A 26,665-nucleotide genomic window follows, 5' to 3' on the forward strand; every position below is an offset into this window, starting at 1 on the left:
TTATGCGTTTTTGATTATCGCTACATCCATGTTTTTAATAAGTTCATTAGCGAACTCAGAACATTTCACTTCTGTTGCACCTTCCATTAAGCGTGCGAAATCATAAGTTACTACTTTTGAAGCAATTGTTTTCTCAACTGAATCAGTTACTAATTTCGCAGCTTCGTTCCATCCTAAGTGCTCTAATAATAATACACCAGAAAGAAGAACTGAAGATGGGTTTACTTTATCTAAACCTGCATATTTTGGAGCTGTACCATGTGTAGCTTCAAAGATAGCATGTCCAGTTACATAGTTAATGTTTGCACCAGGTGCAATACCAATTCCACCTACTTGTGCAGCAAGTGCATCAGAGATGTAGTCTCCGTTTAAGTTCATTGTTGCAACAACATCGAACTCACGTGGACGAGTTAAAATTTGTTGTAAGAAGATGTCTGCAATAGAATCTTTTACGATGATTTTTCCAGCCACTTCAGCGTCTGCCATCGCTTTATTCGCTGCATCTTTACCATCTTTCTCAACGATACGGTCATATTCAGCCCAAGTAAATACTTTATCGCCGAATTCTTGTTCCGCTACTTCGTAACCCCAGTTTTTGAAAGCACCTTCTGTAAATTTCATAATGTTTCCTTTATGAACTAATGTAACAGAAGAACGTTTTTCATTAATTGCATATTGAATTGCAGCACGAACAAGACGCTTTGTCCCTTCTTCTGAGATTGGTTTAATACCAATACCAGAAGTTTCTGGGAAGCGGATTTTATTAACACCCATTGCTTCTTTTAAGAAAGCAAGAACTTTTTCTGCTTCTGGAGATCCTTGTGCATATTCAATTCCAGCATAAATGTCTTCTGTATTCTCACGGAAAATAACCATATCAGTATCTTCCGGACGTTTTACAGGTGAAGGAACACCATCAAAATAACGCACTGGACGTAGACATACATATAAATCTAATTCTTGACGAAGTGCTACGTTTAGAGAACGAATACCACCGCCAACTGGAGTTGTAAGTGGACCTTTAATCGCGATTAAATATTCACGGATTAAATTTAAAGTTTCTTCTGGTAACCACTCGCCTGTTTGGTTGAATGCTTTTTCCCCTGCAAGCACTTCTTTCCAAACGATTTTCTTCTCACCATCATAAGCTTTTTCAACTGCTGCTTCTAGTACACGAGATGCAGCTGCCCAAATATCAGGACCAATTCCATCTCCTTCGATAAATGGAATAATCGGATTGTTTGGTACATTCATAACACCATTAGTTACAGTAATTTTTTCACCTGTCGTCAATGTGATAACCCCCATGTTTGAAATTTCATATGTATGAAACTGAGGGAATAACCCCTCAGTTCAAACCGTTATTTAAATTAAAATATTCTAATCATTACGTCTTCCCTAAAAAATCAGACTTTTGAAAGCGTATTTTCACTATCAAAATAGTGTTTTTCGCTTATCGTTGTGCAATTGGAACGTACACTTGATGTGTTGGTCCATTATAATCAGCACGCGGACGGATTAAACGGTTGTTTTCATATTGTTCTAGAATATGAGCTAACCAGCCTGACATACGGCTAATTGCAAAAATAGGTGTAAATAAGTCATGGTCAATTCCTAAACAATGGTATACAGAAGCTGAATAGAAATCAACATTTGGTGGAAGACCTTTTTCTTTTGTTACAATGTCTTCAATTTTGATAGACATATTATACCATTTGTCTTCTCCTAAAAGCACGCATAATCTCTTAGACATTTCGCGTAAATGTTTTGCACGCGGATCACCCTGCTCATATACACGGTGGCCAAAGCCCATGATTTTCACTTTATTTTGAAGAGCATTATGAATATATGATTCTACATTTTCTTCTTCGCCAATTTCAGTTAGCATCTTCATTACATTTTCATTTGCCCCGCCGTGAAGAGGACCTTTTAACGCACCGATTGCTGCTGTAATACCAGAATATACATCTGAAAGTGTAGCTACACAAACACGTGCAGTAAATGTAGAAGCGTTTAACTCATGATCTGCGTGAAGTACAAGCGCCTTATCAAAAGCTTCAATTTCAACTTCATTTGGCTCGCGATCATTTAACATGTACAAGAAGTTTGCAGCTAATGATAAATCGTTTCTAGGCTCAACAACATCTAAACCTTTACGAATTCTTGCATAAGCAGCAACTAAAGTTCCCACTTGAGCCTGCAATTTAACCGCTTTCAAATAATTGGAGTTTTCATCCATAATTTCAGCGCTCTCATCGTATAATGATAGCATGGAAATTGCAGTTCGTAAAACAGACATCGGATGTGCGATTTTTAAATCTACTTGTTTCAAATATGTTAAAATCTCACCTGGAACTTTATAGTATTCCGATACAGTCTCTTTAAATTTCGCTAGTTCTTGTTCACTAGGAAGCTTGCGATGCCACAATAAGTACACTACTTCTTCAAATGTAGCATTCTCAGCTAAATCATCAATATTATACCCAACATAAGTTAATGTATCATCAATAATAGAGCTCACAGATGATGTTGTTGCTACTACCCCTTCTAAACCTCGAATAACAGTCATGACATTCTCTCCTTTTCCTGAAAATTCTCCCAACCTTGCTCCTTATATCTATTTGCTCCCCTTTTGAATTATGAACGCCCGTTCACTCTTTAGGCAAGCAAAATGCACGATCATGCAAATTTGTTGCGATGTTCCCCTCTTATTGTCCATTGTCTACATGGAAAGCATGAGCGTGAATGTCTCCCCGAATCCTCACGCTCAAAACAACAAGTTAGTGAGGAAAATTAATTCCGAAGAGTTTTATGATAAAAACAACATAAAACAATATCATTATAAAATTGTTTTATGTTGTTTTTATTTTATCTGGTGTAAAGTCTCTGCTGTTATGTAACTTTTCAAAGTTTCTAATCCTATTATAAACAATTATCTGACTTTTGTGAACAGAAAGAATTCAAAAATTTTATATTACTATAAAATTTCTTATTTAAACATCTGTATAATACTCATAACTGCATAGGCAATTCCAGCCCCAATTAATGGACCTACAGCAACTCCGTTAAATAAGGCAACCGCTATAATTGTCCCGAAAACGAGCGCAGTTGTAATATGAGGATCCGTCGTCAATAATTGTACGCCGCCTTTCGCTAACAAAGCAACCGCTACCCCTGAAGCTAAAGCAATCCATGCATAGTACGATTTCGCCGCTTCTCCAAGTTGTTTAAAACCTATTTCCCCCGTTGCAATCGGTACGAGTACTGCTATTGTAATAACCGTTACACCGAGGTTAATCCCTTTCGTTTGTAGATAAGGAAAGACTTTATCTCCTAGGAACGTAAATTTCAATAAAAATAACACACCAATGGCTACAGTAAGCGATTGGTTTTTAGCAACAAGTCCTATAATAAGTAGTATGAATAAAAATAACGTTGACTGACTAATCATGTTTGCACTTCCTTTCTGAAAATAATGAACTCATTTCCAAACAAAAATACCTTTAAACCTATCGTTATACATGCTATATCGATGTATATTCAACAATAACCACTTCATTTTTTATGTATTTTAAAATGACAAACTGAGACTTTCATCATCAAAATTTTAAGCATGTATACAATTTTGAAAACGATTGTCTCTCCTTTCTTTTCTAATGAGAAACAGGTAAAATAAAAAGAAGAGAAAATGAAGTTTTTACCATATAGTAGAAGCATCAACACCAAGCTTTTACAGTCACTCATGTACTGAAAAAGCAGGGAAAATCCATCATTCCACTATAACATAAAGTGAAACTTTAATCAGTGGCGGCACACTCGTTATAAGTTGAACGAATTAGGATAATCCAAATTGGAATGGGAGGTATACATCTTTGAACCGAAACTTACTATATATGATATTGCGACTCATATTTGTCATTGTAGCAACGGTAGCCGGGTTCTATGCATTACTATATATGTCAGGACTTATCTACCCTTTTATTATCGCTTTCGCATTTGCTTATTTGATTAATCCCGTCGTCAATTTCCTTAATCAAAAACTACAATTCCCTCGCGCACTAGCAGTACTCATTAGCTTAATTCTCGTATTCGGAGCTATCGTCGGGCTCGTTACATATCTTGTAACGGAAGCAATATCTGCCACAACATACTTACTACAACTTGTTACAGTAAAGTTTCCGGATATCGTTGCATTCGCACAACAATTTGCACTTAATCATATTATGCCTCTCTATGATGATTTAATTTCTAAATTTAATCATCTTGGGGAACCACAGCGCTATACGATTACACAAAACATTCAAAACTTAGGAACCGAAGCAACGACACAAATGAAAGAACTTTTAACTGCTATTATAAGCGGATTAACAAATTTCATTAGTGCATTACCAACAACTTTAACTGTCCTTGTATTCGTTTTATTAGCCACTTTCTTCATTAGTTACGATTGGCACCGTCTTGCTCAGAAAGTAAGAAAATTTTTGCCGAATCGTGTTCATGGCTATGGAAAAACTATTTTTGTCGATTTAAGAAAAGCTTTATTTGGTTTTGTTAAAGCGCAACTTACACTCGTATCTATGACAACTGTTATTGTACTAATCGGACTGTTAATATTACGCGTACCATACGCCATTACTATCGCGATTATTACAGGGGTTGTAGATTTACTCCCGTACCTAGGAACAGGCGCCGTCTTCGTTCCTTGGGTTATATACGTATTTTTCACTGGCGACACTACTTTCGCCATCGGTCTTCTCATCTTATACATCGTCGTGATTGTCCAAAGACAAATTATGGAGCCTAAAGTACTTTCATCTAATATCGGCCTCGATCCATTAGCAACACTGATCGCTCTATTTGTCGGCTTTAAGCTTTTTGGCTTTTTAGGATTAATCATCGGTCCAGTCATCTTAGTACTACTTAATACATTGCACAAAGCTCGTGTATTCCATGATTTGTGGAAATATATTAAAGGATCACCTTCAAAATAATAGTTTCTAACTCATATACAACAAAAAACTTACATGTAATCAGTGGGAATTTCCCACTGATTATTCCTTATACTTATTTTCACACTCATTACATACAACAAGAGAATCCCCTAGAAAAAGGATAATACTCTTGTTTTTTTTGCATAGAAAACGCATATTCCGAGGTGTTTTTACATATTTATTCTACTATTTTTATAATTATTACTTACATTTATTACTTTTTATGTAAATGAATAAATATACAAAATGGTATAAAATAAGACTTAAACTAACAATTTTCCTGTTCGTATCTAACTTTTCCATACCAATTGATTCTTTTTATATGCAAAAACCAGCTTGAGTTCACATGAATTTCCCTACAACATACTCGGTAAGAACTACCTACATATCCAATCGAAAAATACATAGCAAATATAATAAGGCAAAACTACGATCAGTAAGGATTTTGCCCACCACCGATTATTAACTTTCACCAACCGGACTTATATGAGCAGTCTGATTTCCACGTAACTCCTTCGCATTCACCAAATTGTAAGGCATGATACAACAAAACTTTAATTAACAGAACTTCATCCATCTCCCATCCTTTTGCGGGCAAAAAAAATAGTGCTTAGATTGCTATAATCTAAGCACTATTTCTGCACAATAATAGTAGAACTCTTTCTAAACTTCCATTCCATCCACTTCATAACAAATGGCTTCAACAAAGCCCTCGTCATAGGGATAACGAAGATCAAACCTATTATATCCGTTACGTATCCAGGAAGTACCAAAAGAATACCTCCTACAAAGATAAAAATACCATCCAGTACCGCTCCTCCTGGCATTTCTCCTCTATTCAACTTAGATTGAATCTCTCTAAGTACTTTAAATCCTTGTCTTTTCGCCAAATAGACACCTACAACACCCGTAAATATAATCATGGCGAACGTAGACCATAAACCTATTACATGACTCGATCCAATTAAGACTGTAATCTCAATCGCCGGTATTAAAATAAACAAGAATAGTAACCATTTCATAGTTCCACACTCCTCTCACGCATCACTTTAAACGAACCCAGAGCCCCCATATACACTACACAGAAACTAAACACCTTTCCCTATTGAAGCTCGTAACAAACGGCTTCTAAACGCAATTCCAGGCGTTTCAAGCTGACTCCACCTCGTTTTTGTGTAAAAAAAAGAGAAGGACTCCGATCCTTCTCTTCGTATTACTTATAGCACTTCCGCATGTCCATTATAAACAATTCCGCGTGCTGCATCAACTGTTACTTCTTGGCCATTTTTTAAAGTTGCTGTTACGCCGTTTACACCAACGATAACAGGAATACCGATTGATACACCTACAACAGCCGCGTGGCTTGTTAGACCGCCTTCTTCTACAACTAGAGCAGCAGCTTTTTCGATTGCAGGAATCATATCTTTATCAGTGCTTGTTGTAACAAGGATATCACCTTTGTTTACGTTCGCTACAGCTTCAGCAGCTGTTTTCGCTACAACTACTTTACCTTTTGCAGCTTTACGACCGATTCCTTGTCCTTTCGCAACTTCTTCACCAACAACATGGATTTTCATTAAGTTTGTTGTACCAGTTTCAGCAACTGGAACACCAGCAGTGATTACTACAGTGTCTCCAAGTCCAATTAGACCTGCATCCATACCTGTTTGAATTGCAGTATCTAACATTTCGTCAGTAGACGCTGCACGTTTTCCAGCCATAAATGCTTGTACACCCCAAACAAGTGCAAGACGACGTCCTACTTGCTCGTCAGATGTTACAGCTACGATTGGAGATTTCGGACGGTATTTAGAGATCATTTTCGCAGTATGTCCACTTTCTGTTGGAGCTACGATTGCAGCTACATCAAGAGCAAGCGCTGTATGCGCAACAGATTGGCTAATTGCATCTGTAATTGTTGGAGTGAACTCTTTAATACGTTTTTTGAACATATCTTCATATTGTAATGATTTTTCAACACGTACTGCAATGTTAGCCATCATTGTTACTGATTCTACTGGGTATTGACCAGCAGCTGTTTCACCTGAAAGCATGATTGCATCTGTACCATCGAAGATTGCGTTAGCTACGTCACTTGCTTCCGCACGAGTTGGACGTGGGTTACGTTGCATAGAATCTAACATTTGTGTTGCAGTAATAACTGGTTTACCTAACACGTTACATTTTTTGATTAGACGTTTTTGCACTAATGGTACTTCTTCTGGTGGAATTTCTACACCCATATCACCACGAGCTACCATTAAACCGTCAGAAACTTCTAAGATTGAATCGATGTTATCGATACCCTCTTGGTTTTCGATTTTTGGTACGATTTGGATGTATTGAGCGTTATGCCCTTCTAATAATTCACGGATTTCTAATACGTCAGATGCTTTACGTACGAATGAAGCTGCGATGAAATCAACTTTTTGCTCGATACCGAAAACGATATCTTTTACGTCTTTTTCAGTGATACCAGGAAGCTTAATGCTTACGTTTGGTACGTTAACACCTTTTTTATTTTTTACAGTTCCGCTGTTTAAAACTTTTGTACGGATGTTTCCGTCAGCTTTTTCGATTACTTCTAGTTCAATAAGACCGTCATCGATTAGAATACGAGAACCTGGGTCTACATCGTCATAAAGACCAGCATAAGATACAGAGAACTTCTCTGCAGTACCTAATACTTGCTCAGTAGAAAGAACTACTTCCGCACCTGTTACAAGCTCAGCTTGTCCGTCTACGAAGTCGTGAGTACGGATTTCTGGACCTTTTGTATCAAGTAAAATACCAACTGTTTTACCAGTTTTCTTTGAAGCTTCACGAATGTTTTTAATACGAGCGCCGTGCTCTTCATGGCTACCATGAGAGAAGTTTAAACGAGCAACGTTCATACCCGCTTCGATTAATTGTTCTAATTTCTCAATACTTTCACTAGCAGGACCTATAGTACATACAATTTTAGTTTTACGCATATTGCACCTCCGAAAATTATGAAACCGTTCCCAAATATCCGACATTAAGCCGATTAGATGGATAATTCTTTAGATAATTGATACATATCTTTATCGATTGTATGCTTTTGAGCTAACGCTTCGATAATATCATGATCAACAAGTTTATTATCTTGAATACCTACACAACGTCCACCTCTACCAGCAATTAACAATTCAACTGCTCTTGCGCCAAGACGACTTGCTAATACACGGTCTTGTGCACTTGGTGATCCACCACGTTGTACGTGACCTAATACAGTTACACGAGTATCAAAGTTTGTTGCTTCTTCAATGTGCTTACCGATGTCAATTGCACTTCCAACACCTTCAGCCACAATGATAATACTGTGTTTTTTACCACGTTCACTACCGCGCTTCAGACGAGCAATAACATCTTCCATGTCATACTCTTCTTCTGGAATTAAGATTGTTTCGGCACCATCAGCTAAACCAGCCCATAATGCGATATCTCCAGCATGACGTCCCATTACTTCGATAACATATGTACGTTCATGAGATGTAGCTGTGTCACGAATTTTATCAATTGCATCAATAACAGTATTTAAAGCTGTATCGAAACCAATTGTGAAGTCTGTTCCAGGAATATCATTGTCAATTGTACCTGGTACACCAACACATGGGAATCCTTGTTCAGTTAATTTTTTAGCACCTTGGTAAGAGCCATCTCCACCAATAACAACAAGTCCTTCGATACCGTGTTTCTTTAATTGCTCGATACCTTTTAGTCGTACTTCTGGATCTTTAAACTCAGGACATCTTGCTGTATATAATTTCGTACCACCACGGTGGATAATATCGCCAACAGAACCAAGTTCTAATTTTTCAATATGACCAGAAATTAAACCAGCGTATCCATGGTAAATACCATATACTTCAATATCATGGAAAATCGCTTTACGAACAACTGCACGAATGGCAGCATTCATACCAGGTGAATCTCCACCACTTGTTAATACACCAATACGTTTCATTTGTACTCACCTCATAAAGATTATTTGCCTTATAATAAAATAACACGAAAAAATATAAAAACACAATGGAGAAGATGTGTCTTTTCATAATAAAAACGTGCATTCGCGAAGAGGAACGCACGCTTTTATTATTTTATCCCAATGGAAGCGTTTGAAAACGAAACTTGCCCAATTTTCATATATTTTTCATAACGTTTTTCGATTAATTCATCTTTCGAAATTCCGCTCAATTGTTCAAAAGTTTTCTTAAGCATTAAATCTATATTTTCTGATTGTTTTAAAATATTACGATGCGCTCCACCTTTTGCCTCTGGAATAATTTCGTCAATTACACCTAATTCCTTCAAATCTAATGCTGTAATTTTCATCGCTTCTGCAGCTTCTTTTGCTTTACCAGCGTCTTTCCAAAGAATTGCCGCCGCACCCTCTGGTGTAATAACAGAATACGTGGAATTTTCCAGCATATGAATGTAATCTCCTACTCCAAGACCTAACGCACCACCACTACCACCTTCACCGATAACAATACAAATAACAGGGACAGTTAAACCCGCCATTTCAAATAAATTACGGGCAATCGCCTCACTTTGTCCACGTTCTTCAGCTGCTTTACCAGGATAAGCTCCCTTCGTATCGATGAAACAAATAATAGGACGATTAAACTTTTCCGCTTGTTTCATTAGACGCAGTGCTTTTCGATATCCTTCTGGATGAGGCATCCCAAAATTACGACGAATATTTTCTTTCGTATCTTTTCCGCGTTGGTGCCCAATTACAGTTACAGGCATCCCTTTATATTTCGCAATGCCGCCGACAATCGCTGCATCGTCGCCAAATAGGCGATCTCCATGACATTCAAAAAAATTAGTAAATAAGTGCTCAATATAATCGAGCGTTGTCGGTCGTTCTGCATGACGAGCAATTTGAACACGGTCCCATACTTTCATATTGCCGTATATATCTTCCTCTAATTTTTCTAGCTTGTCTTCCAAAATACGAATCTCCTCACTGAAGTCCATCTGGCTGTTTTTCGTATAGTCTTTCAGTTCACGAATCTTATTTCTTAGCTCAACAACCGGTTTCTCAAATTCTAGCTCTGCCATACAGCCATTTCCCCTCCTTGATGAACTTCTAAAATCTTACGGAGCGATTCTCTCATATCATCACGATGCACAACCGCATCTAATTGACCATGGTCTAGTAAGAATTCTGCCGTTTGGAAATCTTCCGGTAGTTTCTCACGCACAGTTTGTTCAATTACACGTCTACCGGCAAATCCGATAAGCGCACCTGGTTCTGCAAGATTATAATCACCAAGTGAAGCGAAACTCGCTGAAACCCCGCCCGTCGTTGGGTGAGTCATAACAGAAATAAATAACCCTCCTGCATTACTATGCTTTTTCAAAGCTACGCTTGTTTTTGCCATTTGCATTAAACTTAATATCCCTTCTTGCATACGGGCACCACCCGACGCAGTAAAGATAATAAATGGAACTTGTAAGTCGTATGCTTTTTCAACTGCACGGGCAATTTTCTCTCCTACAACAGAGCCCATGCTACCCATTCGAAAACGAGAATCCATTACTGCAACAACAACAAGCATGTCATCAATTGTTCCTTCACCAGTTACAACCGCTTCGTTCAATTCAGTCTTCTTACGATCGCTCTCTAGTTTCTCTTCGTATCCTGGAAACTCGAGTGGATTTAATGAAACCATTTCTTTGTCATACTCACGGAATGACCCTTCATCCAATATACTATCAAGACGTTCCCATGCATTCATAGGATGATGATATCCACAATTCACACATACTTTTAAATTTTTTAGAAGCTCTTTCGTATACATGATTTTTTTACAATTCGGACATTTCGTCATAACGCCATCCGGTACATCTTTTCGTACTTGTTCTGAAGGTATTGCAGCGTACTTTTTCTTTTTCACGAATAAATCTCTTAGCACAATTTGACCCCCTTCATTGAGAGCTAAGGTTAGCGCAAGAAGAAAATTGGGCTAACACCAAAGTTTGATGTTAGCCTTATCTTCTCAATCTGTCTAATAACCTCACTCTTTACGTTTAACTTTAACCGCTACGCGATAGAATGTTTGTCATAACGTGTCATGGTCATTTCGACAAATTTTATACATTACGAGTGAAACTGTATATTCTCTACTAATTCATCGTAAATTTTTAGTGCATCATTTTCTTGTTTTTCTTCCAAAGTAGCATAAAGCTTTCTATACATATCGATAGAATCTCCTGAAACTTCACAAGAAAGAGTTGATACGTAATCATTTACGATCATCCAAATGCGATATAGTAAATAATTATCGACTTGTTCAATGAGTGTTTTAAAGAACGTTTGATGAAGCATCGGAATTGAGTTTTCATTTTCTTCAAGCACTTGATTTAATTTTCTTAGCACTTTAGAAAACGTTTCTTTCGGTAAATTACATACAATTCGAATCATATCTTTCTCAAGCAATCGTTTTGTTTGTAATAAATCACGAATTGTTTTCTCATCTTGCAGCAAGAACGGCGCAATCAATTGTACAAGACCGTTATCGTAAAAGTTTCGAATAAACGTACCTTCACCACGTCTCGTTTCAATCAATCCTACCAGTTCTAAAGCACGCAATGCTTCTCTTACAGAGGAACGCCCTACGTTTAAACGTGAACTTAACTCACGCTCAGACGGCAAACGATCCCCCGCCACCAATCCATCTTCTTCCATAATGGAACGGATTTTTTTTACAATTTCGAGATATACTTTTGTATTTGATGATGTCAATGGAAATTCCTCGCTTATTCTTTACCAATCAGCGCTAATTGTTTTGTTTTCTCAGCAATCTCATTTGGGTCTACTTGACGGCGAGCTACTCCTGTCTCCATTGCAGCTTTCGCAACGTAAGATGCCACTTGAGGCGCTACACGCGCGTCAAACGGTGCCGGAATGATATAATCTGCATTCAACTCATCTTCTGCTACAAGCTCAGCAATAGCCTGTACAGCTGCCATCTTCATTTCTTCGTTAATTTGTGTCGCATGTACGTCAAGTGCACCACGGAAAATACCAGGGAACGCTAGTACATTATTTACTTGGTTCGCGAAGTCAGAACGACCCGTTCCAACAACAGCTGCGCCCGCTGCTTTTGCCAATTCTGGCATAATTTCTGGAACTGGATTCGCCATTGCAAAAATAATTGCATCGTCATTCATTGTACGAACCATCTCTTCTGTTAATGCACCTTCTGCAGATACACCAATGAATACGTCCGCACCTTGTACAACATCAGCTAAAGAACCTTCAATACGATTCTTATTTGTATATTTTGCAACTTCATCCTTCACCGGATTCATACCTGTAGGACGACCATCATAGATTGCGCCTTTACGGTCACACATAATAATGTCGCGTACACCATAGCGATATAAAAGTTTAATAATTGCAATACCTGCTGCACCTGCGCCATTTGCGACAACTTTAATGTCAGACATTTTCTTTCCAACTAATTTTAGCGCGTTCACAAGGCCTGCTACTGTTACGATAGCTGTTCCGTGTTGATCATCATGGAAGATAGGAATATTTGTTTCTTTTTTCAAACGTTCTTCAATAATGAAGCAGTTTGGTGCTGCGATATCCTCTAAGTTAACGCCGCCAAAAGTTGGCTCCATTAATTTTACAGTTTCAACAATTTTATCTACATCGTTTGTATTTAAGGCAATTGGGAATGCATCTACACCAGCAAAGCTCTTGAATAATACAGCTTTACCTTCCATTACTGGAAGAGATGCTTCAGGTCCAATGTTACCAAGACCAAGTACAGCCGTGCCATCTGTCACAACTGCTACCATATTTCCCTTCATCGTATATTCATATACCTTACTTTTATCGTCATAAATTTCTTTACAAGGTTCTGCAACCCCTGGAGAATATGCAAGACTTAAATCTTTTGCATTTTCTACTTTTACTTTTGATACAGTTTCTAATTTTCCTTGATGCACTTTATGCATGTGAAGTGCTTCTTCACGAAGTGTTGACAAACTATCCACTCTCCTCAAATTATTCTAGCTGATATCAATTTCTCCAAGTGGTCTGACCACGAACACTACTACTATAATAATCGAAGTGTAGGGAAATTGTCCATTATATTTTCACAACCACATTTTCTTCCCCGACAATTTCACGAAGTGCTCCTAAACATTCTTCACTTGGATGAATCGATAAACTTCGAGATAATTGTACCATTTTATGTTCCTTTTCATAATAAATTAGTACTTTCGCAAAACCTGAATAGTCAAACAATATTTTAGTAACCTGATTTAAAAGCTTTTTCTCATACTGAGACGGCAATTTCACGTAAACAGATGCGTTTTTCTTTTCTTCATACACATCCATTTCTTCTAACGGATATAGTCCATTTACAATCCATTGTAACTTATGATTTCTTAGCTCAATCATGCCGTCAACTAAAATAATTGCTCCTTCTTGTAACTTATCTGAGAAATGTATATACGTTTCAGGGAAAAGAACTGCTTCCATTTCATCATTTTGATCACAAAATGTAATAAACGCCATCTTTTGTAACTTTTTCGTACGAATCACTCTCACGCTTGTTATATACACGATAGCCCTTTGTACTTTTTTCTTATGTCGCATTGCCTGAGCGAGAGATGGAATTTCTAATTCTTTCGCTAACTTTACATACTGCGCTGTCGGATAGCTTGATAAATAAAAGCCTAATGCTTCCTTTTCTTTATTTAACTGTTCAATAAAAGAGAGCTCTTCTCCTTGTACGTATTTTGATTTCGGAACAGCATCTCCTAAATCACGCGCAAGATTTGCGTACTCTAAAGCTCCTTTAAGGCTTTTCCATAAATTTGTTCTCGAAACACCAAAATCGTCAAAACACCCCGACCAGACGAACGCCTCTAAATTTCGCTCTGTTACAAACTTTGATGGCATGCGAAGACAAAATTCAAATAAATCTTCAAACATTTTTTTCTCTCGTTCTTCAAGTAATGCTGTCACTGTAGCCATTCCGATGTTTCGAATGGAAAGTAAGCTGTAACGTATCGCATTGCCTTCTATTTGGAAATTGTAACCACTTCTCTGAAGAGACGGCGGCAAAACATGAAAACCTTTTCGCTTCGTTTCTCGTATATACTGTACAATCTTATCTTCATTTCCAATTGCACTTGATAATAATGCTGTCATAAATTCCAGCGTATAATTCGCTTTTAAGTAAGCAAGCTGGTACCCAATCATACTGTAAGCTACAGCGTGACTTCGGTTAAAACCGTAATTCGCAAATCTTACAATTAAATCGTAAATTTTCTCTGCAGATGTCTCATCATAACCATTTTGTAAACAACCTTGTACAAAATGCTTACGTTCTTGATCTAAAATATCACGATTTTTTTTACTCACTGCACGGCGTAATAAATCTGCTTCTCCGAGCGAGAATCCTGCTAATTTCGACGCAATTTGCATAATTTGTTCTTGGTATACAATTACACCGTACGTTCTTTCTAAAATTGGCTTTAAGTCCGGATGTAAATATTCAATTTTTCTTTTTCCATGCTTTGATTCAATAAAGGTCGGAATTTGTTCCATTGGTCCTGGTCTATATAACGAGTTAACAGCGACAATATCTTCAAATTCATTCGGTTTTAACCCACGAAGTACATTTCGCATACCACCTGATTCAAGCTGGAATACACCTGTCGTATCCCCTCTACCTAACAATTGGAACGTCTTTTCATCTTGAAGTGGTAAATTTCTTAAATCAATTTGTGTCCCCGTCTTTTTCACGATAAACTTTATAATATTTTCAAGTAACGTTAAATTACGTAATCCTAAAAAGTCCATCTTTAACAAACCAAGTTCTTCTAATGCATCAGCTGGATATTGCGTAACATACACATCGTTATGCCCTTCTTGAATTGCAACACTTCCTGTTAACGGCTCTTGGCTCATAATAACGCCAGCTGCATGAATAGACGTATGACGTGGTAAGCCTTCTACACGTTTTGCAATTTCAAACACACGCTCATGTAACAGATTCCCTTGTATGAACTCACGGAGTGATTGCGATTCCTCATATGCATCCTTTAACGTTATACCGAGCTTTGATGGGATAAGTTTTGAGAATATGTCAATATCTCGCGGCGGAACCCCCATTACACGCGCAATATCTCTAATTGCCGCTTTCGCCGCAAGCGTCCCAAACGTTACAATTTGTGCAACACGAAGCTGACCATATTTATCTTTCGCATATCGAATCATCTCATCACGTCTTATATCTGGAAAATCGATATCAATATCTGGAAGCGTCACACGTTCAGGGTTTAAAAATCTTTCAAATAATAAATCGTATTCAATCGGATCAATATCCGTAATTTCTAATACGTAAGAAACGAGTGAACCAGCTGCCGATCCACGTCCTGGTCCTGTTAAAATATGATTTTCATGCGCATACTTCATAAAATCCCATACGATGAGGAAATAATCACTAAACCCCATACTAGAAATAACGTTTAATTCATGATTCAAACGCTTTATATGTACTTCTTTTGGCGTACCATATCGTTTCTGCAACCCTTCTTCACAAACACGGCGTAAATACATATCATTCGTCTCGTTAGCTGGAACAGGAAATTTCGGTAATTGATTTATATGAAACGGTATTTCTACTCTGCAACGTTCTGCAATTTCTACTGTATTGTAAATCGCCTCTTCTACGTGAGAAAATAGTGCTTCCATTTCATCTGATGATTTTAAATAATATTGATCTGTTTTCAGCCTCGGCCTATCTGGATCCGTCATTTTCGATCCACTTTCAACAGATAATAAGCACTCATGAACAAGTGCGTCACTTTGATTGATGTAGCGTACATCGTTTGTTGCAACAACTGGAACATTTATCCTACTCATAAATGCAGGTAATTTCTCTTGCAGCAACAGCTCATCTTGAATCGCATGATGCTGCAAACTCATATAAAAATTGCCGAACATGCTTTGATACATGCGAGCTACGTCTTCAGCTTCACTCTCTTTGTCTTCTAATAATAATTGTTCAATTTCCCCATCTTTACCTGGTGAAATAGCAATTAATCCTTTCGCATAATGGGCAAGCCACTTTTTCGGAATACCTTCTTTTGACTTCGTCATAATGCTACTAGAAATCTTTAATAAATTTTGATAGCCTATTTCATTTTCAGCAAGTAAAACAAGCGGATAAGATTTTTCGTCTTCTTCACTAAAAATAGAAGCTGTTAAGCCGATAATAGGCTGTATACCATGTTTCTTACATGCTTTATAAAACGGAATAACGCCATACATAACATTTTCATCCGTAATAGCGAGTGATGAAAAACCAAGTTCTTTCGCCCTGACTACAAGCTCATCAATTTTACAAGCACTTTTTAATAAACTAAAAACGGTTTGACATTGTAAATGCACAAACTTCACTGTTGTACCCTCTCTTTACCAATTTGACTACTTTTATTATAGGTGATGAGGAAAGCGGAAATCAAAACATACTTCTTATACTTTGTCCATATATATGAAGAAGAAAGGGGAATGACGATGGATGTAAGAGAACACACTTTTTTCTCTCTGCTTATTATTAGTTATTTTATTGCCTTTGGGGTTATACTCGGTGGTTCATTAATTGGAGGCTTTGGTGCATTTCTTATCGGAAAACCAACTCTAACCTACATTAATCAATTCGCCCAAAATTTAAGAATTTGGGCACTCGTTGCAGCAATTGGCGGAACATTTGATACTTTTTATAGCTTTGAAAGAAGTTTCTTTGGCGGAGATATGAAAGATATTGTAAAACAAATTCTCCTTATTTTTTTCGCAACGGGTGGTATGCAAACAGGTCTTACTATTATTAAATGGCTAACGCAGGAACATGTATGAGAGTACCAAGTGCCAATACAGCAAAAAAATGGTATTTAGTTTTAGCTGGTGCTGCTGTTGGAGGCGTGTTGAGCTGGTTTGTTTTTTTGTACATATACGGTGTTTTTCAAGAAGAACAAGCTAGTAAAATAGCAGAGCAACGAGAAATTATAGAAAAACAAGAAGCAAAGCTCCACGTCCTTCTCGAAGATCAAGAAAAATTGAATACAGAAAATAAAAGACTCTTAACTATTCAAGAGATTAAAATAAAAATAATCAATCGAGAAAAATACGATTTAGACAATCTTACACTCGAAAATATGACCACTTCTATCCATAATGACCTCCAGCATCTTTTAACGAAAAACATACAAAGTATCGCAAAAAATAAAGACCTACTCAAAAAAGCAATCGAAAATAAAACATATAAACATTACGATCGTCTATATCGTTTTAAAGTCGACACCATATCTTTCGATACCGTGCTTGAAATTAGCATTGCTATAGAGAAAGAAAAATAAAGAAGGAGGGCTTTAGCGCCACTCCTTCTTTTCGTTCTAACATATACTCTCTTATTTACAAATCTCACGTAAATCAGCAAACAGACGATCCGCTTCTTCCCAAGAAGATGCTTTTGCACCAGAAGCCATCGGATGCCCTCCGCCATTATATTGCATTGCTAATTTATTTATCACTGGTCCTTTTGAGCGAAGACGAACACGAATCACATCGTCTTCCTCTAAAAATAGAACCCACGACTTTAATCCATCAATATTACCAAGTGCTCCAACAACGCCAGATGCCTCAGAAGGAAGTACATCAAACTTTTCTAATACTTCTTTCGTTAATTTAATGTAAGCTGCTCCTTCTTCTACCATCGTAAAGTTTTGTAAAATATAGCCGTTTAAACGAGCAATCTTTTCTTTCGTCTTATACATTTCATTGTATAAATCTGTGAACTTCACATCCATATCAACAAGCTCACTCACGTAACGAAGTGTTTTCGCTGTTGTATTCGGGAATAAGAAACGACCTGTATCCCCAACAATACCCGCTAAAATAAGACGAGCTGCTTCTTTCGTTATCTGTAATCCTTTATCTTTTCCATAACTGTAAAACTCATAAATCATTTCACTTGTAGAACTTGCTGTCGTATCTACCCACGTAATATCTCCGTACGGATCTTCATTCGGATGATGATCAATTTTAATTAACATCTTCCCTTTTGCATAGCGTTGATCGTCAACACGTTCTTGGTTCGCAGTATCACATACGATAACAAGTGCATTTTCATATACACTATCTTCAATATCATCCATTACTCGTAAATATTCTAGTGACGGTTCATTGTACCCAACCGTATAAATATTTTTCTCTGGAAACGATTCTTGTAGAATTGTACCAAGACCGCCCTGTGAACCTAATGCATCTGGATCTGGACGCACATGACGATGAATAATAATTGTATCAAACTCTTTAATTGCTCCTAAAACTTGCTCATGCATATGTATAATCTCCTTTTTATTCAACTTCCTCACTTTAACGTGCAGCAAAAGCCCAATTGGTGCGGGCTAATCATTAGCGCAGAAACATCCTCACACTAATTAAAGTTTCACTTTATCCTCCATTATAACGGAAAGTATTTCATACATGCGAACAATTGCTTTATAATAAAAATTAGAAAGTTTAGACATTTCTTTTTTCTCCACTATTATTTTTCAAAAAGCGATGGGAGTGTGCATTATGCCAGTATTAGTCTTCTGTATTATCGTCTCATTTATGTTGTACCTCTTCTACAAAACAAAATACTTTCGTACAAACCGCCCAATGGAGAAAGGTTGGCTCTCAGGAAAATCCGCAATGGCACTTGGTTCATTCGTCTTATTCTTTGGGATAAACCAATTCTTTTTAGAACTTTCAACCGCTCGAATTATCGTTGGTGTTTTATTTGTTCTATTTGGTAGTGCAAGTGTATTTAATGGATTTCGCCAATATAAACATTTCTTACCATTAGCAGTTGAAGAAGCTGAATCTGTCTGAAGCAACATAAAAAAGCATCAATATTGTGATGCTTTTTTACGTCCCTTAACTTTTAAAATCATATATGCAACAAAAGCAGAAGGTATATTAAAGGGGTTGCCTTGTACGTGAAAATGTAATTGTTCTTCTTCAAAAGACATTTTTTCATATAGTTCTCGCTGAGATAATCCTGTTCGTTTCTTTTTTTCATGTAAACCTTGTAAGTATAAATATTGAAACGGTATCATCACAAGAAAGTAAAATAGTGCGATCCCACCAAAGAAGAGCACTTCTGATGACATATTGCATACCACCTTCCTGAAATCCATTTTATTACAATTCAATTATAACATAGTATAAACTCTAATTAAATTAATATTCTGTTTTTTAACTGTATAATTACCTCTCCACATATATATCCTGCTACTCCTTTGCTTTCCCCCTAAAACCCTCCCTCATCTTTAGCAACAGCTTCAAAATCCAATAAAACAAAATAAAGTTAAAGAAAAAGCCTAATGGATTAAACCAACATTCCCATCCACCATAATAAACAAACGTTTCAGCTGGTACACCAAAGTAAAGAAAATCCGGCTCATTTTCTCCTGATATGGGAATAAAGGCACCTATACTAGTAAGAGTCAAACTTACAAAATACAACCTCTTTTTAAGACCATTCATTCTTCTATGCGTTAACACATGAATAATGATGAAACATACGACCACTAAAAAGAAAAGTATTCCGCCCATTCGCTTCCTCCTTATCGCTATTCCATTTCCATATCTTCAAATTTTTTAGTATTTTTATTATACATATGAAATGATACGCTATTTATTTTTTGTTTCTATCCTTTTAACAAAAAAAATAGAACAAACCAAAGCGGTCTGCTCCATCTTTTTATTTATCGATCAACTGCACCATAAGTAATGCTTTCCCGACAACATTACCTTCATGATGCACCTCTACATCAACCTTACCAAACTTACGTCCAATTTCTAACACTTTCGGATGAACCGATACAACATTGTCAATTTGAACTGGTTTTACGAAATAAATTGTTAAGTTCTCAACAATTAAATCACTCTTCTTTTGCGCACGAATAACGCGATTCGTTGCTTCCGTCACAATTGTTGTGAATACACCGTAAGATAACGTTCCGATTGAATTCGTCATTTGCGGCGTCACTGAAAATTGATATAAATGTTCATTTTTCGCTTCTTTCGGCGTCATAAATTGATTCGTTACAATATCATCGATTGTTTCGCCGACTTGTGGTTGACGCTGAATCATTTGCAGCGCCTGAAGTACATCTTGACGACTAATAATTCCTTGCAGTTTATTTCCTTCATCAACAACTGGAAGTAACTCAATACCTTCCCACACCATCATACGTGCTGCAGCTGCGACAGACATTTTACCGTTTACCGTAATCGGATGCTTTGTCATCACTTTATCAATTGGTGTTTCTTTCACGACACCAATCATATCTTTTGAAGTTACGATACCTAACACCTTTTTATTTTCATCAATAATTGGATATCTTCCGTGCATCGTCTCTTCGTTATACGCATGCCATTGTTGCACTGTATCACCTGGTTTTAAATATAATGTCTCTTCAATGGGTGTTAAAATATCTTCAACGAGTACAATTTCTTTCTTAATAAGCTGATCGTAAATTGCACGGTTAATTAACGTCGCAACTGTAAATGTATCGTAACTACTTGAAATAATCGGCAATTTTAATTCATCTGCTAATTTCTTCACATAATCTTCCGTATCAAATCCGCCCGTAATTAATACCGCAGCTCCGGCTTCTAACGCTAATTGATGTGCGTTCGTACGGTTACCAATAATAAGTAAGTTTCCAGCTTCTGTATAGCGCATCATCGCTTCTAATTTCATTGCCCCGATTACGAATTTATTTAACGTTTTATGTAGTCCTTCTCTGCCCCCAAGTACTTGACCATCGACAATGTTAACGACTTCTGCATATGTCAGTTTTTCAATATTCTCTTTCTTCTTTTGTTCAATTCGAATTGTTCCGACACGTTCAATCGTACTAACATATCCTTTATTTTCTGCATCTTTAATTGCACGGTAAGCTGTCCCTTCACTTACACTCAAATCTTTCGCAATTTGCCTTACAGAAATTTTATGCCCTACTGGTAGGCCATTAATATGTTCTAAAATTTGGTTATGCTTGGTAGCCAAATGGTTTCACCATACTTTCTTTTCCCTAAATTCTTCATGTGTTGTATTTTCAGTATACTATATTTTCAAAACTGTTACACTCTCTCTTTATATATCTGTACTATTTTTTTTATAACAAAATACACCTTACATTACACCACTTCTTCTATTACAACAATGTAATGGTATTGTCATCCCGTTCGATAGTTTGTCCAGCCGCTTCAATATACAATTAAGACAAGAAATGAAACAAAGGAGCGGATACATGATGAAAAAATTATTAGAAGTTGTAGGTGCTGTATTTTTAGCTTTCGTAGACGGAAAAAAAGTTGCAATGGAATTGAATGAAACACCTGAACAGCCACTTCCAAAAAGAAAAGAATCACCAAAACAAGTACAAACTTTAAAAGCTGTCCTACACACGTAAAAAAACCTTCACTTGTCTTTTCAAATGAAGGGTTTCTTTTCTATAGTGTAATACTTTCTCCAGCTTCTAGTACTTTCCCTGTACAATTTTGTAGCTTTTCTACAAATTGATATGGATCTTGTTCAATTACTGGAAACGTATTGTAATGCATCGGTACAACAGTTTTCGCCTGAGTCCATTTTGCTGCTAAAACAGCATCTTCTGGTCCCATTGTGAAATTATCACCAATTGGTAAAAACGCTATATCAATGTTATTCAGTTCCCCTATTAATTTCATATCAGAGAATAGAGCGGTATCTCCTGCATGGTACACAGTTTTCTCTTCTGCTGTAAATAAAATACCTGCTGGCATACCTGTATATGTAATCGTCTTATTTTCTTCATCAATATAACTAGAACCGTGGAATGCTTGTGTAAACTTCACTTTTCCGAAGTCAAATTCATGCGAACCACCAATATGCATCGGATGTGTATTTACACCTTGCCAACTTAAAAATGTCGCTAGTTCAAATGGTGCCACAACAACTGCGTTATTTTTCTTCGCAAGCTCTACTGTATCTCCAACATGATCACCATGTCCATGTGATAAAAGAATCGCATCTACTTTGACATCTTCGGCCTTTAAATCTGTTGTCGGATTTCCAGTTAAAAATGGGTCAATTAAAATCACTTTTCCATTCGTTTCAATTTTTACAACTGAATGCCCATGATAAGATACTTTCATTATTACATTCCTCCCCTATTCACATTCTCACTTTTTATTCTACATGATTTTTCAATTCCCTGTCTTTTCTAACATCTATTTACTTGTCATAACGCTTTCCTCCGATGTAAAGTTATATTTGTAATTAAATATCTCGGGGGTGCCAATCGATGAATGCTAGATTAGAAAATTTAATGCAATGGCTAAAAGAAAAAAACGTAGAAGCTGCGTTCTTAACTTCTACACCTAACGTCTTCTACATGACAAACTTCCACTGTGAACCACATGAAAGACTTCTTGGTATGTTTGTATTCCAAGAAAAAGAGCCTATTTTAATTTGCCCTAAAATGGAAGAAGGTCAAGCGCGTAACGCTGGCTGGGCACATGAAATTATCGGATTTACTGATACTGACAGACCATGGGATATGATTGCAAAAGCAATTAAAGACCGTGGCATCAATGCAAATGCAGTTGCAATTGAAAAAGAACATTTAAATGTAGAACGTTACGAAGAATTAACAAAATTATTCCCAAATGCAGCGTTCAAATCAGCTGAGGAGAAAGTTCGTGAACTTCGTTTAATTAAAGATGAAAAAGAACTTTCTATTTTACGCGAAGCAGCTAAAATGGCGGACTACGCTGTTGAAGTTGGTGTAAATGCAATTAAAGAAGATCGTAGTGAGCTAGAAGTATTAGCAATTATTGAACACGAATTAAAAACAAAAGGCATACATAAAATGTCATTTGATACGATGGTATTAGCAGGTGCAAACTCTGCTCTTCCACATGGTATTCCAGGTGCAAACAAAATGAAACGCGGCGATTTCGTACTATTTGATTTAGGCGTAATCATTGAAGGTTATTGCTCTGACATTACACGTACAGTAGCATTCGGTGAAATTTCTGAAGAACAAACTCGCATTTATAACACTGTACTTGCTGGACAACTACAAGCAGTTGAAGCTTGTAAACCAGGTGTTACACTTGCTGCAATCGACAACGCTGCTCGTTCTGTTATCGCGGATGCAGGTTACGGCGACTTCTTCCCACACCGCCTTGGTCACGGACTTGGAATTAGCGTACACGAATATCCAGATGTAAAAGAAGGTAACGAGTCTCCATTAAGAGAAGGTATGGTCTTCACAATCGAACCAGGTATTTACGTACCAAACGTAGGTGGCGTTCGTATTGAAGATGATATTTACATCACAAAAGACGGATCAGAAATTTTAACGAAATTCCCGAAAGAATTACAATTTGTAAAATAATAAAAAGGCAGCGTGATTGCTGCCTTTTTCTATTTCTCTATTTTCGCCTTAAAACCATCTTCTCTTCATACTTATCATCCCATTTAATCACAACCTCTATCGGTTCATCTTTAGATAGAGGCGCACAACTTACACAAGAAGACTTTATTTCAATCCTTGCTCCTTTATGAACTTCTGAAGTTTGCGTCATTGTACGAAAGGTTTCATTAATAGCAATCTCTAAATTTTTAAATTCTGTATTTCCATCTCCGCCCTTATACTGAAACGTAAACATTCCATCTTCACTGTCATCCTTAATATATCCTTTATATTGTCCCGTCCAACTTTTACTCTCGCTAGCAAAAGTAACATACGAAATCGAACAGCTTCCTAAAAAGAAAATACTAATAAAAAAGAATAACGCTCTCTTCATAATGCCCCTCCATTCACAAGCACTTATTTATTGTCTATTTCTTCCTCTTATTATACTATTAAAATACAGAATTTTCTAAAACGGGAGGTTTATATGTTACAACAACAGTTAGAAGAAATTCGTAATAATAATTACATACTGGATAACACACTTAACATTGATTCTTTAAGTTCCAATATGCTTGAGCAAATCGGTGTTACTGATAGCTATTTAAGAGACAAACTTATTTACTCTACTTTTTATCATCTCATCAAAAAGGACTACATTTCACACACACAATTACAGAAACTATTATTAGAAAGCATTAGTGAAAAATATTTATTGTATAAAATTCATTCAGATGACGAAAATGCTGTATTTACCCGTGCATTTACGACATTATTACTTGCGCTCATTATTGATGCTGATACAAAATATAATTTCTTATCACAGAATGATATTTTAACTGTAAAAGATCAATTGATTCTATATATGAACAATGAACATGATTTCCGTGGATATGTGCAAGACCACGGCTGGGCACATAGTATCGCTCATGCTTCCGATACATTTGAGGCGCTTGTTCATAGTCCTAAACTGGAAACCTTACATCACGAAGAAATATTACAAACTTTATTAAACAAAGTTTGTGTTCATTCTATTTACTACAAATACGAAGAAGATGAGCGTCTCGTTTATCCTATTGTCGCAATGCTGCAAAATGGTCTAAAGGAAGAAGTACTCATATTAGCCCTTCGTGATTTAGCAGCTCAATTACAAGTTCAAAAATCAACGCTACATATTGAATCATACGAATTTCTATACGGAAATATAAAATCTTTCTTACGTAGCTTATTTTTCAGATTACGTACAATGTCTATATGTAAAGAAACTGAATACGAAATTGAAAAATTACTACAAGGACTTCGCCAATATTACTAAAAAAAGAAGGCCACTTAAAAAGTGCCTTCTTCTATTTCACTAATATTTAATTGAAATTTCACGATCCAAACTGAGAAAAGGTGGACAAGAATCGCAAACGCCATACATGCTCCGCTTAAAAAAGTTAGTATAGGATGCGAATACACGTGCCCTAATCCATAGGATATCGCCACGAAAAACATTGTTATGTAAATATAAATTGCTCCATGTATTTGCCTCATATGAACCTCCTTTTCCCATATTATAACATAAATTTTCTGATTATTCACATTAATCTCTTGTAATCAATATTTCTCAACTGTTACACCTCTAACAGCAGCCTTAATATATGGTGCTCCTTGTAAACTTTGTAAATCCTCTGTTTTACCTGTTACGACTACACCGTATATTGGTAGGTCTTTTGGTTTCGTATTTTTTATTTCTTTATAATATTGTTCAAAATAATCACTTGGTATACCTTCACTATTTTTTGCTAAATACTTCATTTGGTATAGAAACTCTTTTGAGTTTATTGTTACATCATTTTTCACATCTTCTTTTACTTTTGCATAGCTCCCTTCAAACCCAAAAACATTTTTAGCCATTTCTGCATTTAATATTGCGCCATTTTTAGGATCTTTTAGTCCTACATAAGAATTACTTTTCTTTTCATTATATGTATCTACCCAAAACCAAACTGGCTGTACACTTTTGGGAAGCATCTCAGTAATTTGTTCAACTGTATACGATTTATCAAAAGATACGGCTACTTCTGCAACTTTATTTTGCAAATCCCCAATATTTTTCAGGTCATCCACATAATTTTTATAAGTAACGAAAGGTAAATAAAACCTCATTTCTCTTTGCATTGTTTGTACATTATAGTTTGGTATCGCAACAGCCTCTTCACCCCTTTTTTCCTCATCTAAACTAACAAGCTCACCATTGTAGTGCTTCATACTATAATCCCATATGCCAGATTCATATATATCATTTACCCATTTTACTGGTTGGCCAGCTATATTTTTATACGAGTTATATATTACCGTACTCCCTGTAACACCGAGACTTAAATACATACTTCCACTGAAACGAATATTAGGGCCTTGAACCCTATGTAGTGCATTCATTTCTCTTTCCATTTTTCTAAACGTTTGCTGAGAAAAATACGCTGCTCCCAAAAACAAACTTACTATAACAATAATGGACGCACAAATAGAAATAAGCCAATTTCTCCAAAGTTGCTTCCGCTTCGCTCTCTTCATCAAAACTTTCATCTGCTTATCATCCATATTCAAATCAAAGTCCTTCCGACTCATCGTTTCTCCTCCTATATAATTTTTTAAATTGATTTCTTGCACGGTACAAACTTGTTTTCACTGTTTCTTCTTTCATACTTAATAAAATGGCAATTTCCTTATAAGATAGTTCATATTCATATTTCAACAGTAAAATATGACGATAATCCTCCGTCATCGTCTCCAATATTTCTTGTACCTCACATTGTAGTTCACTTGTTAAAAGTACTTCATCTAACGACTTTTGACCAATAAGAACGACAGATTCAATCGCAATGGGATTTAGTCTTTTTTCTTTTCGATGTAAATCTCGGTGCTGATTGATCGCAACTCTAAAGAGCCACGGCGCTAAATGTTCCAACGGTATTTCCTCCATAAGCAATAAAGCTTTATATAACGTATCTTGCACAATATCTTCCGCTTCTTTTCTATCTGCCCCAATCTTAATTAAATATCTAAACACAGCTTTTGACTTCTCTATTAATAATGTTTCAAACGTATCATGGCTCATTCTGCTCTCCTTTCTATATACTCAACGTTTGAGAGCATAAAATGTATACAGC

At 36.5% G+C, this 26,665-nt stretch carries 27 protein-coding genes; 7 read left to right on the top strand and 20 right to left on the bottom strand.

Annotated elements, in window-relative coordinates; translation table 11 throughout:
• The 3 genes from icd to J0835_RS22545 all read right to left on the bottom strand — a co-directional run bounded on the left by icd (position 1) and on the right by J0835_RS22545 (position 3,451).
• Entirely contained in the window at positions 1-1,293 is a 1,293-nt protein-coding gene (gene icd / locus J0835_RS22535; RefSeq protein WP_000206896.1) for an NADP-dependent isocitrate dehydrogenase, read from the bottom strand.
• Between the two features lie 160 nt (positions 1,294-1,453).
• Positions 1,454-2,602 carry a citrate synthase gene (citZ, locus tag J0835_RS22540; RefSeq protein ID WP_002203699.1) on the bottom strand — a complete coding sequence of 383 codons (1,149 nt, stop codon included), beginning with the start codon at positions 2,600-2,602 and terminating at the stop codon, positions 1,454-1,456.
• 387 nt (positions 2,603-2,989) lie between these two features.
• Complete coding sequence (locus J0835_RS22545) at positions 2,990-3,451, bottom strand: DUF441 domain-containing protein (protein WP_000625511.1); 462 nt, start codon at positions 3,449-3,451, stop codon at positions 2,990-2,992.
• A gap of 421 nt (positions 3,452-3,872) precedes the next feature.
• On the opposite strand from J0835_RS22545, the gene ytvI reads away from it, so the two are divergent.
• A complete protein-coding gene (ytvI, locus tag J0835_RS22550; protein ID WP_087982327.1) occupies positions 3,873-4,991 on the top strand; it encodes a sporulation integral membrane protein YtvI in 1,119 nt (372 codons plus the stop codon).
• Positions 4,992-5,623: 632 nt separating this feature from the next.
• Here the strand turns inward: ytvI and J0835_RS22555 are convergent.
• From J0835_RS22555 to dnaE, 8 genes are all read right to left on the bottom strand, one after another.
• A complete protein-coding gene (locus J0835_RS22555; RefSeq protein ID WP_087982329.1) occupies positions 5,624-6,013 on the bottom strand; it encodes an FxsA family protein in 390 nt (129 codons plus the stop codon).
• A gap of 195 nt (positions 6,014-6,208) precedes the next feature.
• A complete protein-coding gene (gene pyk, locus J0835_RS22560; protein ID WP_087982331.1) occupies positions 6,209-7,966 on the bottom strand; it encodes a pyruvate kinase in 1,758 nt (585 codons plus the stop codon).
• A 53-nt stretch (positions 7,967-8,019) separates the two neighbouring features.
• Complete coding sequence (gene pfkA / locus J0835_RS22565; protein ID WP_000821162.1) at positions 8,020-8,979, bottom strand: 6-phosphofructokinase; 960 nt, start codon at positions 8,977-8,979, stop codon at positions 8,020-8,022.
• Positions 8,980-9,107: 128 nt separating this feature from the next.
• The gene (accA, locus tag J0835_RS22570; RefSeq protein WP_000818786.1) at positions 9,108-10,082 is read right to left on the bottom strand and encodes an acetyl-CoA carboxylase carboxyl transferase subunit alpha; all 975 of its coding nucleotides are present in this window, start codon (positions 10,080-10,082) and stop codon (positions 9,108-9,110) included.
• Positions 10,070-10,939, bottom strand: a complete 870-nt coding sequence (gene accD / locus J0835_RS22575; RefSeq protein WP_087982333.1) for an acetyl-CoA carboxylase, carboxyltransferase subunit beta — start codon at positions 10,937-10,939, stop codon at positions 10,070-10,072. The genes accA and accD overlap by 13 nt, the downstream gene beginning before the upstream one ends.
• Before the next feature lie 185 nt (positions 10,940-11,124).
• Complete coding sequence (locus J0835_RS22580; protein WP_000204434.1) at positions 11,125-11,769, bottom strand: FadR/GntR family transcriptional regulator; 645 nt, start codon at positions 11,767-11,769, stop codon at positions 11,125-11,127.
• Between the two features lie 14 nt (positions 11,770-11,783).
• Positions 11,784-12,992, bottom strand: coding sequence for an NAD(P)-dependent malic enzyme (locus J0835_RS22585; RefSeq protein WP_170957615.1), 1,209 nt, complete (start codon positions 12,990-12,992; stop codon positions 11,784-11,786).
• A 133-nt stretch (positions 12,993-13,125) separates the two neighbouring features.
• Entirely contained in the window at positions 13,126-16,452 is a 3,327-nt protein-coding gene (gene dnaE / locus J0835_RS22590) for a DNA polymerase III subunit alpha (protein WP_333728167.1), read from the bottom strand.
• A gap of 42 nt (positions 16,453-16,494) precedes the next feature.
• On the opposite strand from dnaE, the gene J0835_RS22595 reads away from it, so the two are divergent.
• Positions 16,495-16,908, top strand: coding sequence for a YtrH family sporulation protein (locus J0835_RS22595; protein WP_073516695.1), 414 nt, complete (start codon positions 16,495-16,497; stop codon positions 16,906-16,908).
• Positions 16,905-17,408 (top strand): sporulation membrane protein YtrI, encoded by a 504-nt coding sequence (gene ytrI / locus J0835_RS22600; RefSeq protein WP_001265727.1) that lies wholly within the window; start codon positions 16,905-16,907, stop codon positions 17,406-17,408. Before J0835_RS22595 ends, ytrI begins: the two co-directional genes overlap by 4 nt.
• A 51-nt stretch (positions 17,409-17,459) precedes the next feature.
• Here the strand turns inward: ytrI and J0835_RS22605 are convergent, their stop codons facing one another.
• On the bottom strand, positions 17,460-18,392 hold the full coding sequence (locus tag J0835_RS22605; RefSeq protein WP_087982339.1) for a DHH family phosphoesterase: 933 nt from the start codon (positions 18,390-18,392) through the stop codon (positions 17,460-17,462).
• Between the two features lie 238 nt (positions 18,393-18,630).
• On the opposite strand from J0835_RS22605, the gene J0835_RS22610 reads away from it, so the two are divergent.
• Positions 18,631-18,927, top strand: a complete 297-nt coding sequence (locus J0835_RS22610) for a YtpI family protein (protein ID WP_001144772.1) — start codon at positions 18,631-18,633, stop codon at positions 18,925-18,927.
• A gap of 17 nt (positions 18,928-18,944) precedes the next feature.
• On the opposite strand, the gene J0835_RS22615 is transcribed toward J0835_RS22610, so the two are convergent.
• The 3 genes from J0835_RS22615 to J0835_RS22625 form a co-directional block, all read right to left on the bottom strand.
• Positions 18,945-19,208, bottom strand: a complete 264-nt coding sequence (locus tag J0835_RS22615) for a DUF3949 domain-containing protein (RefSeq protein ID WP_048544372.1) — start codon at positions 19,206-19,208, stop codon at positions 18,945-18,947.
• Between the two features lie 121 nt (positions 19,209-19,329).
• Positions 19,330-19,653: a hypothetical protein gene (locus J0835_RS22620; RefSeq protein WP_087982345.1), complete on the bottom strand. Its 324-nt coding sequence runs from the start codon at positions 19,651-19,653 to the stop codon at positions 19,330-19,332.
• Between the two features lie 148 nt (positions 19,654-19,801).
• Positions 19,802-21,115 carry a CBS domain-containing protein gene (locus J0835_RS22625; protein WP_087982347.1) on the bottom strand — a complete coding sequence of 438 codons (1,314 nt, stop codon included), beginning with the start codon at positions 21,113-21,115 and terminating at the stop codon, positions 19,802-19,804.
• A 244-nt stretch (positions 21,116-21,359) separates the two neighbouring features.
• On the opposite strand from J0835_RS22625, the gene J0835_RS22630 reads away from it, so the two are divergent.
• The gene (locus J0835_RS22630; RefSeq protein WP_000976299.1) at positions 21,360-21,521 is read left to right on the top strand and encodes a hypothetical protein; all 162 of its coding nucleotides are present in this window, start codon (positions 21,360-21,362) and stop codon (positions 21,519-21,521) included.
• Positions 21,522-21,561: 40 nt separating this feature from the next.
• Here the strand turns inward: J0835_RS22630 and J0835_RS22635 are convergent, their stop codons facing one another.
• Complete coding sequence (locus J0835_RS22635) at positions 21,562-22,245, bottom strand: metal-dependent hydrolase (RefSeq protein WP_087982349.1); 684 nt, start codon at positions 22,243-22,245, stop codon at positions 21,562-21,564.
• A 149-nt stretch (positions 22,246-22,394) separates the two neighbouring features.
• Here J0835_RS22635 and pepQ point away from each other — a divergent pair, with 149 nt between their 5' ends.
• Positions 22,395-23,492, top strand: a complete 1,098-nt coding sequence (gene pepQ, locus J0835_RS22640; protein WP_087982351.1) for a Xaa-Pro dipeptidase — start codon at positions 22,395-22,397, stop codon at positions 23,490-23,492.
• A gap of 37 nt (positions 23,493-23,529) precedes the next feature.
• Here the strand turns inward: pepQ and J0835_RS22645 are convergent, their stop codons facing one another.
• Entirely contained in the window at positions 23,530-23,904 is a 375-nt protein-coding gene (locus J0835_RS22645; protein WP_140386901.1) for a hypothetical protein, read from the bottom strand.
• Positions 23,905-23,997: 93 nt separating this feature from the next.
• On the opposite strand from J0835_RS22645, the gene J0835_RS22650 reads away from it, so the two are divergent.
• Positions 23,998-24,825, top strand: coding sequence for a DUF2785 domain-containing protein (locus tag J0835_RS22650; RefSeq protein WP_087982367.1), 828 nt, complete (start codon positions 23,998-24,000; stop codon positions 24,823-24,825).
• Positions 24,826-24,839: 14 nt separating this feature from the next.
• Here J0835_RS22650 and J0835_RS22655 read toward each other — a convergent pair whose 3' ends face one another.
• The 3 genes from J0835_RS22655 to J0835_RS22665 all read right to left on the bottom strand — a co-directional run bounded on the left by J0835_RS22655 (position 24,840) and on the right by J0835_RS22665 (position 26,613).
• On the bottom strand, positions 24,840-25,046 hold the full coding sequence (locus J0835_RS22655; protein ID WP_001248904.1) for a hypothetical protein: 207 nt from the start codon (positions 25,044-25,046) through the stop codon (positions 24,840-24,842).
• A gap of 63 nt (positions 25,047-25,109) precedes the next feature.
• The gene (locus J0835_RS22660; RefSeq protein ID WP_087982370.1) at positions 25,110-26,123 is read right to left on the bottom strand and encodes an anti sigma factor C-terminal domain-containing protein; all 1,014 of its coding nucleotides are present in this window, start codon (positions 26,121-26,123) and stop codon (positions 25,110-25,112) included.
• Complete coding sequence (locus tag J0835_RS22665) at positions 26,104-26,613, bottom strand: RNA polymerase sigma factor (protein ID WP_046958737.1); 510 nt, start codon at positions 26,611-26,613, stop codon at positions 26,104-26,106. The genes J0835_RS22660 and J0835_RS22665 overlap by 20 nt, the downstream gene beginning before the upstream one ends.
• Positions 26,614-26,665: the final 52 nt, after the last annotated feature.

The organism is Bacillus cereus group sp. Sample62, assembly GCF_036851315.1.
Classification (GTDB): Bacteria; Bacillota; Bacilli; order Bacillales; family Bacillaceae_G; genus Bacillus_A; species Bacillus_A wiedmannii.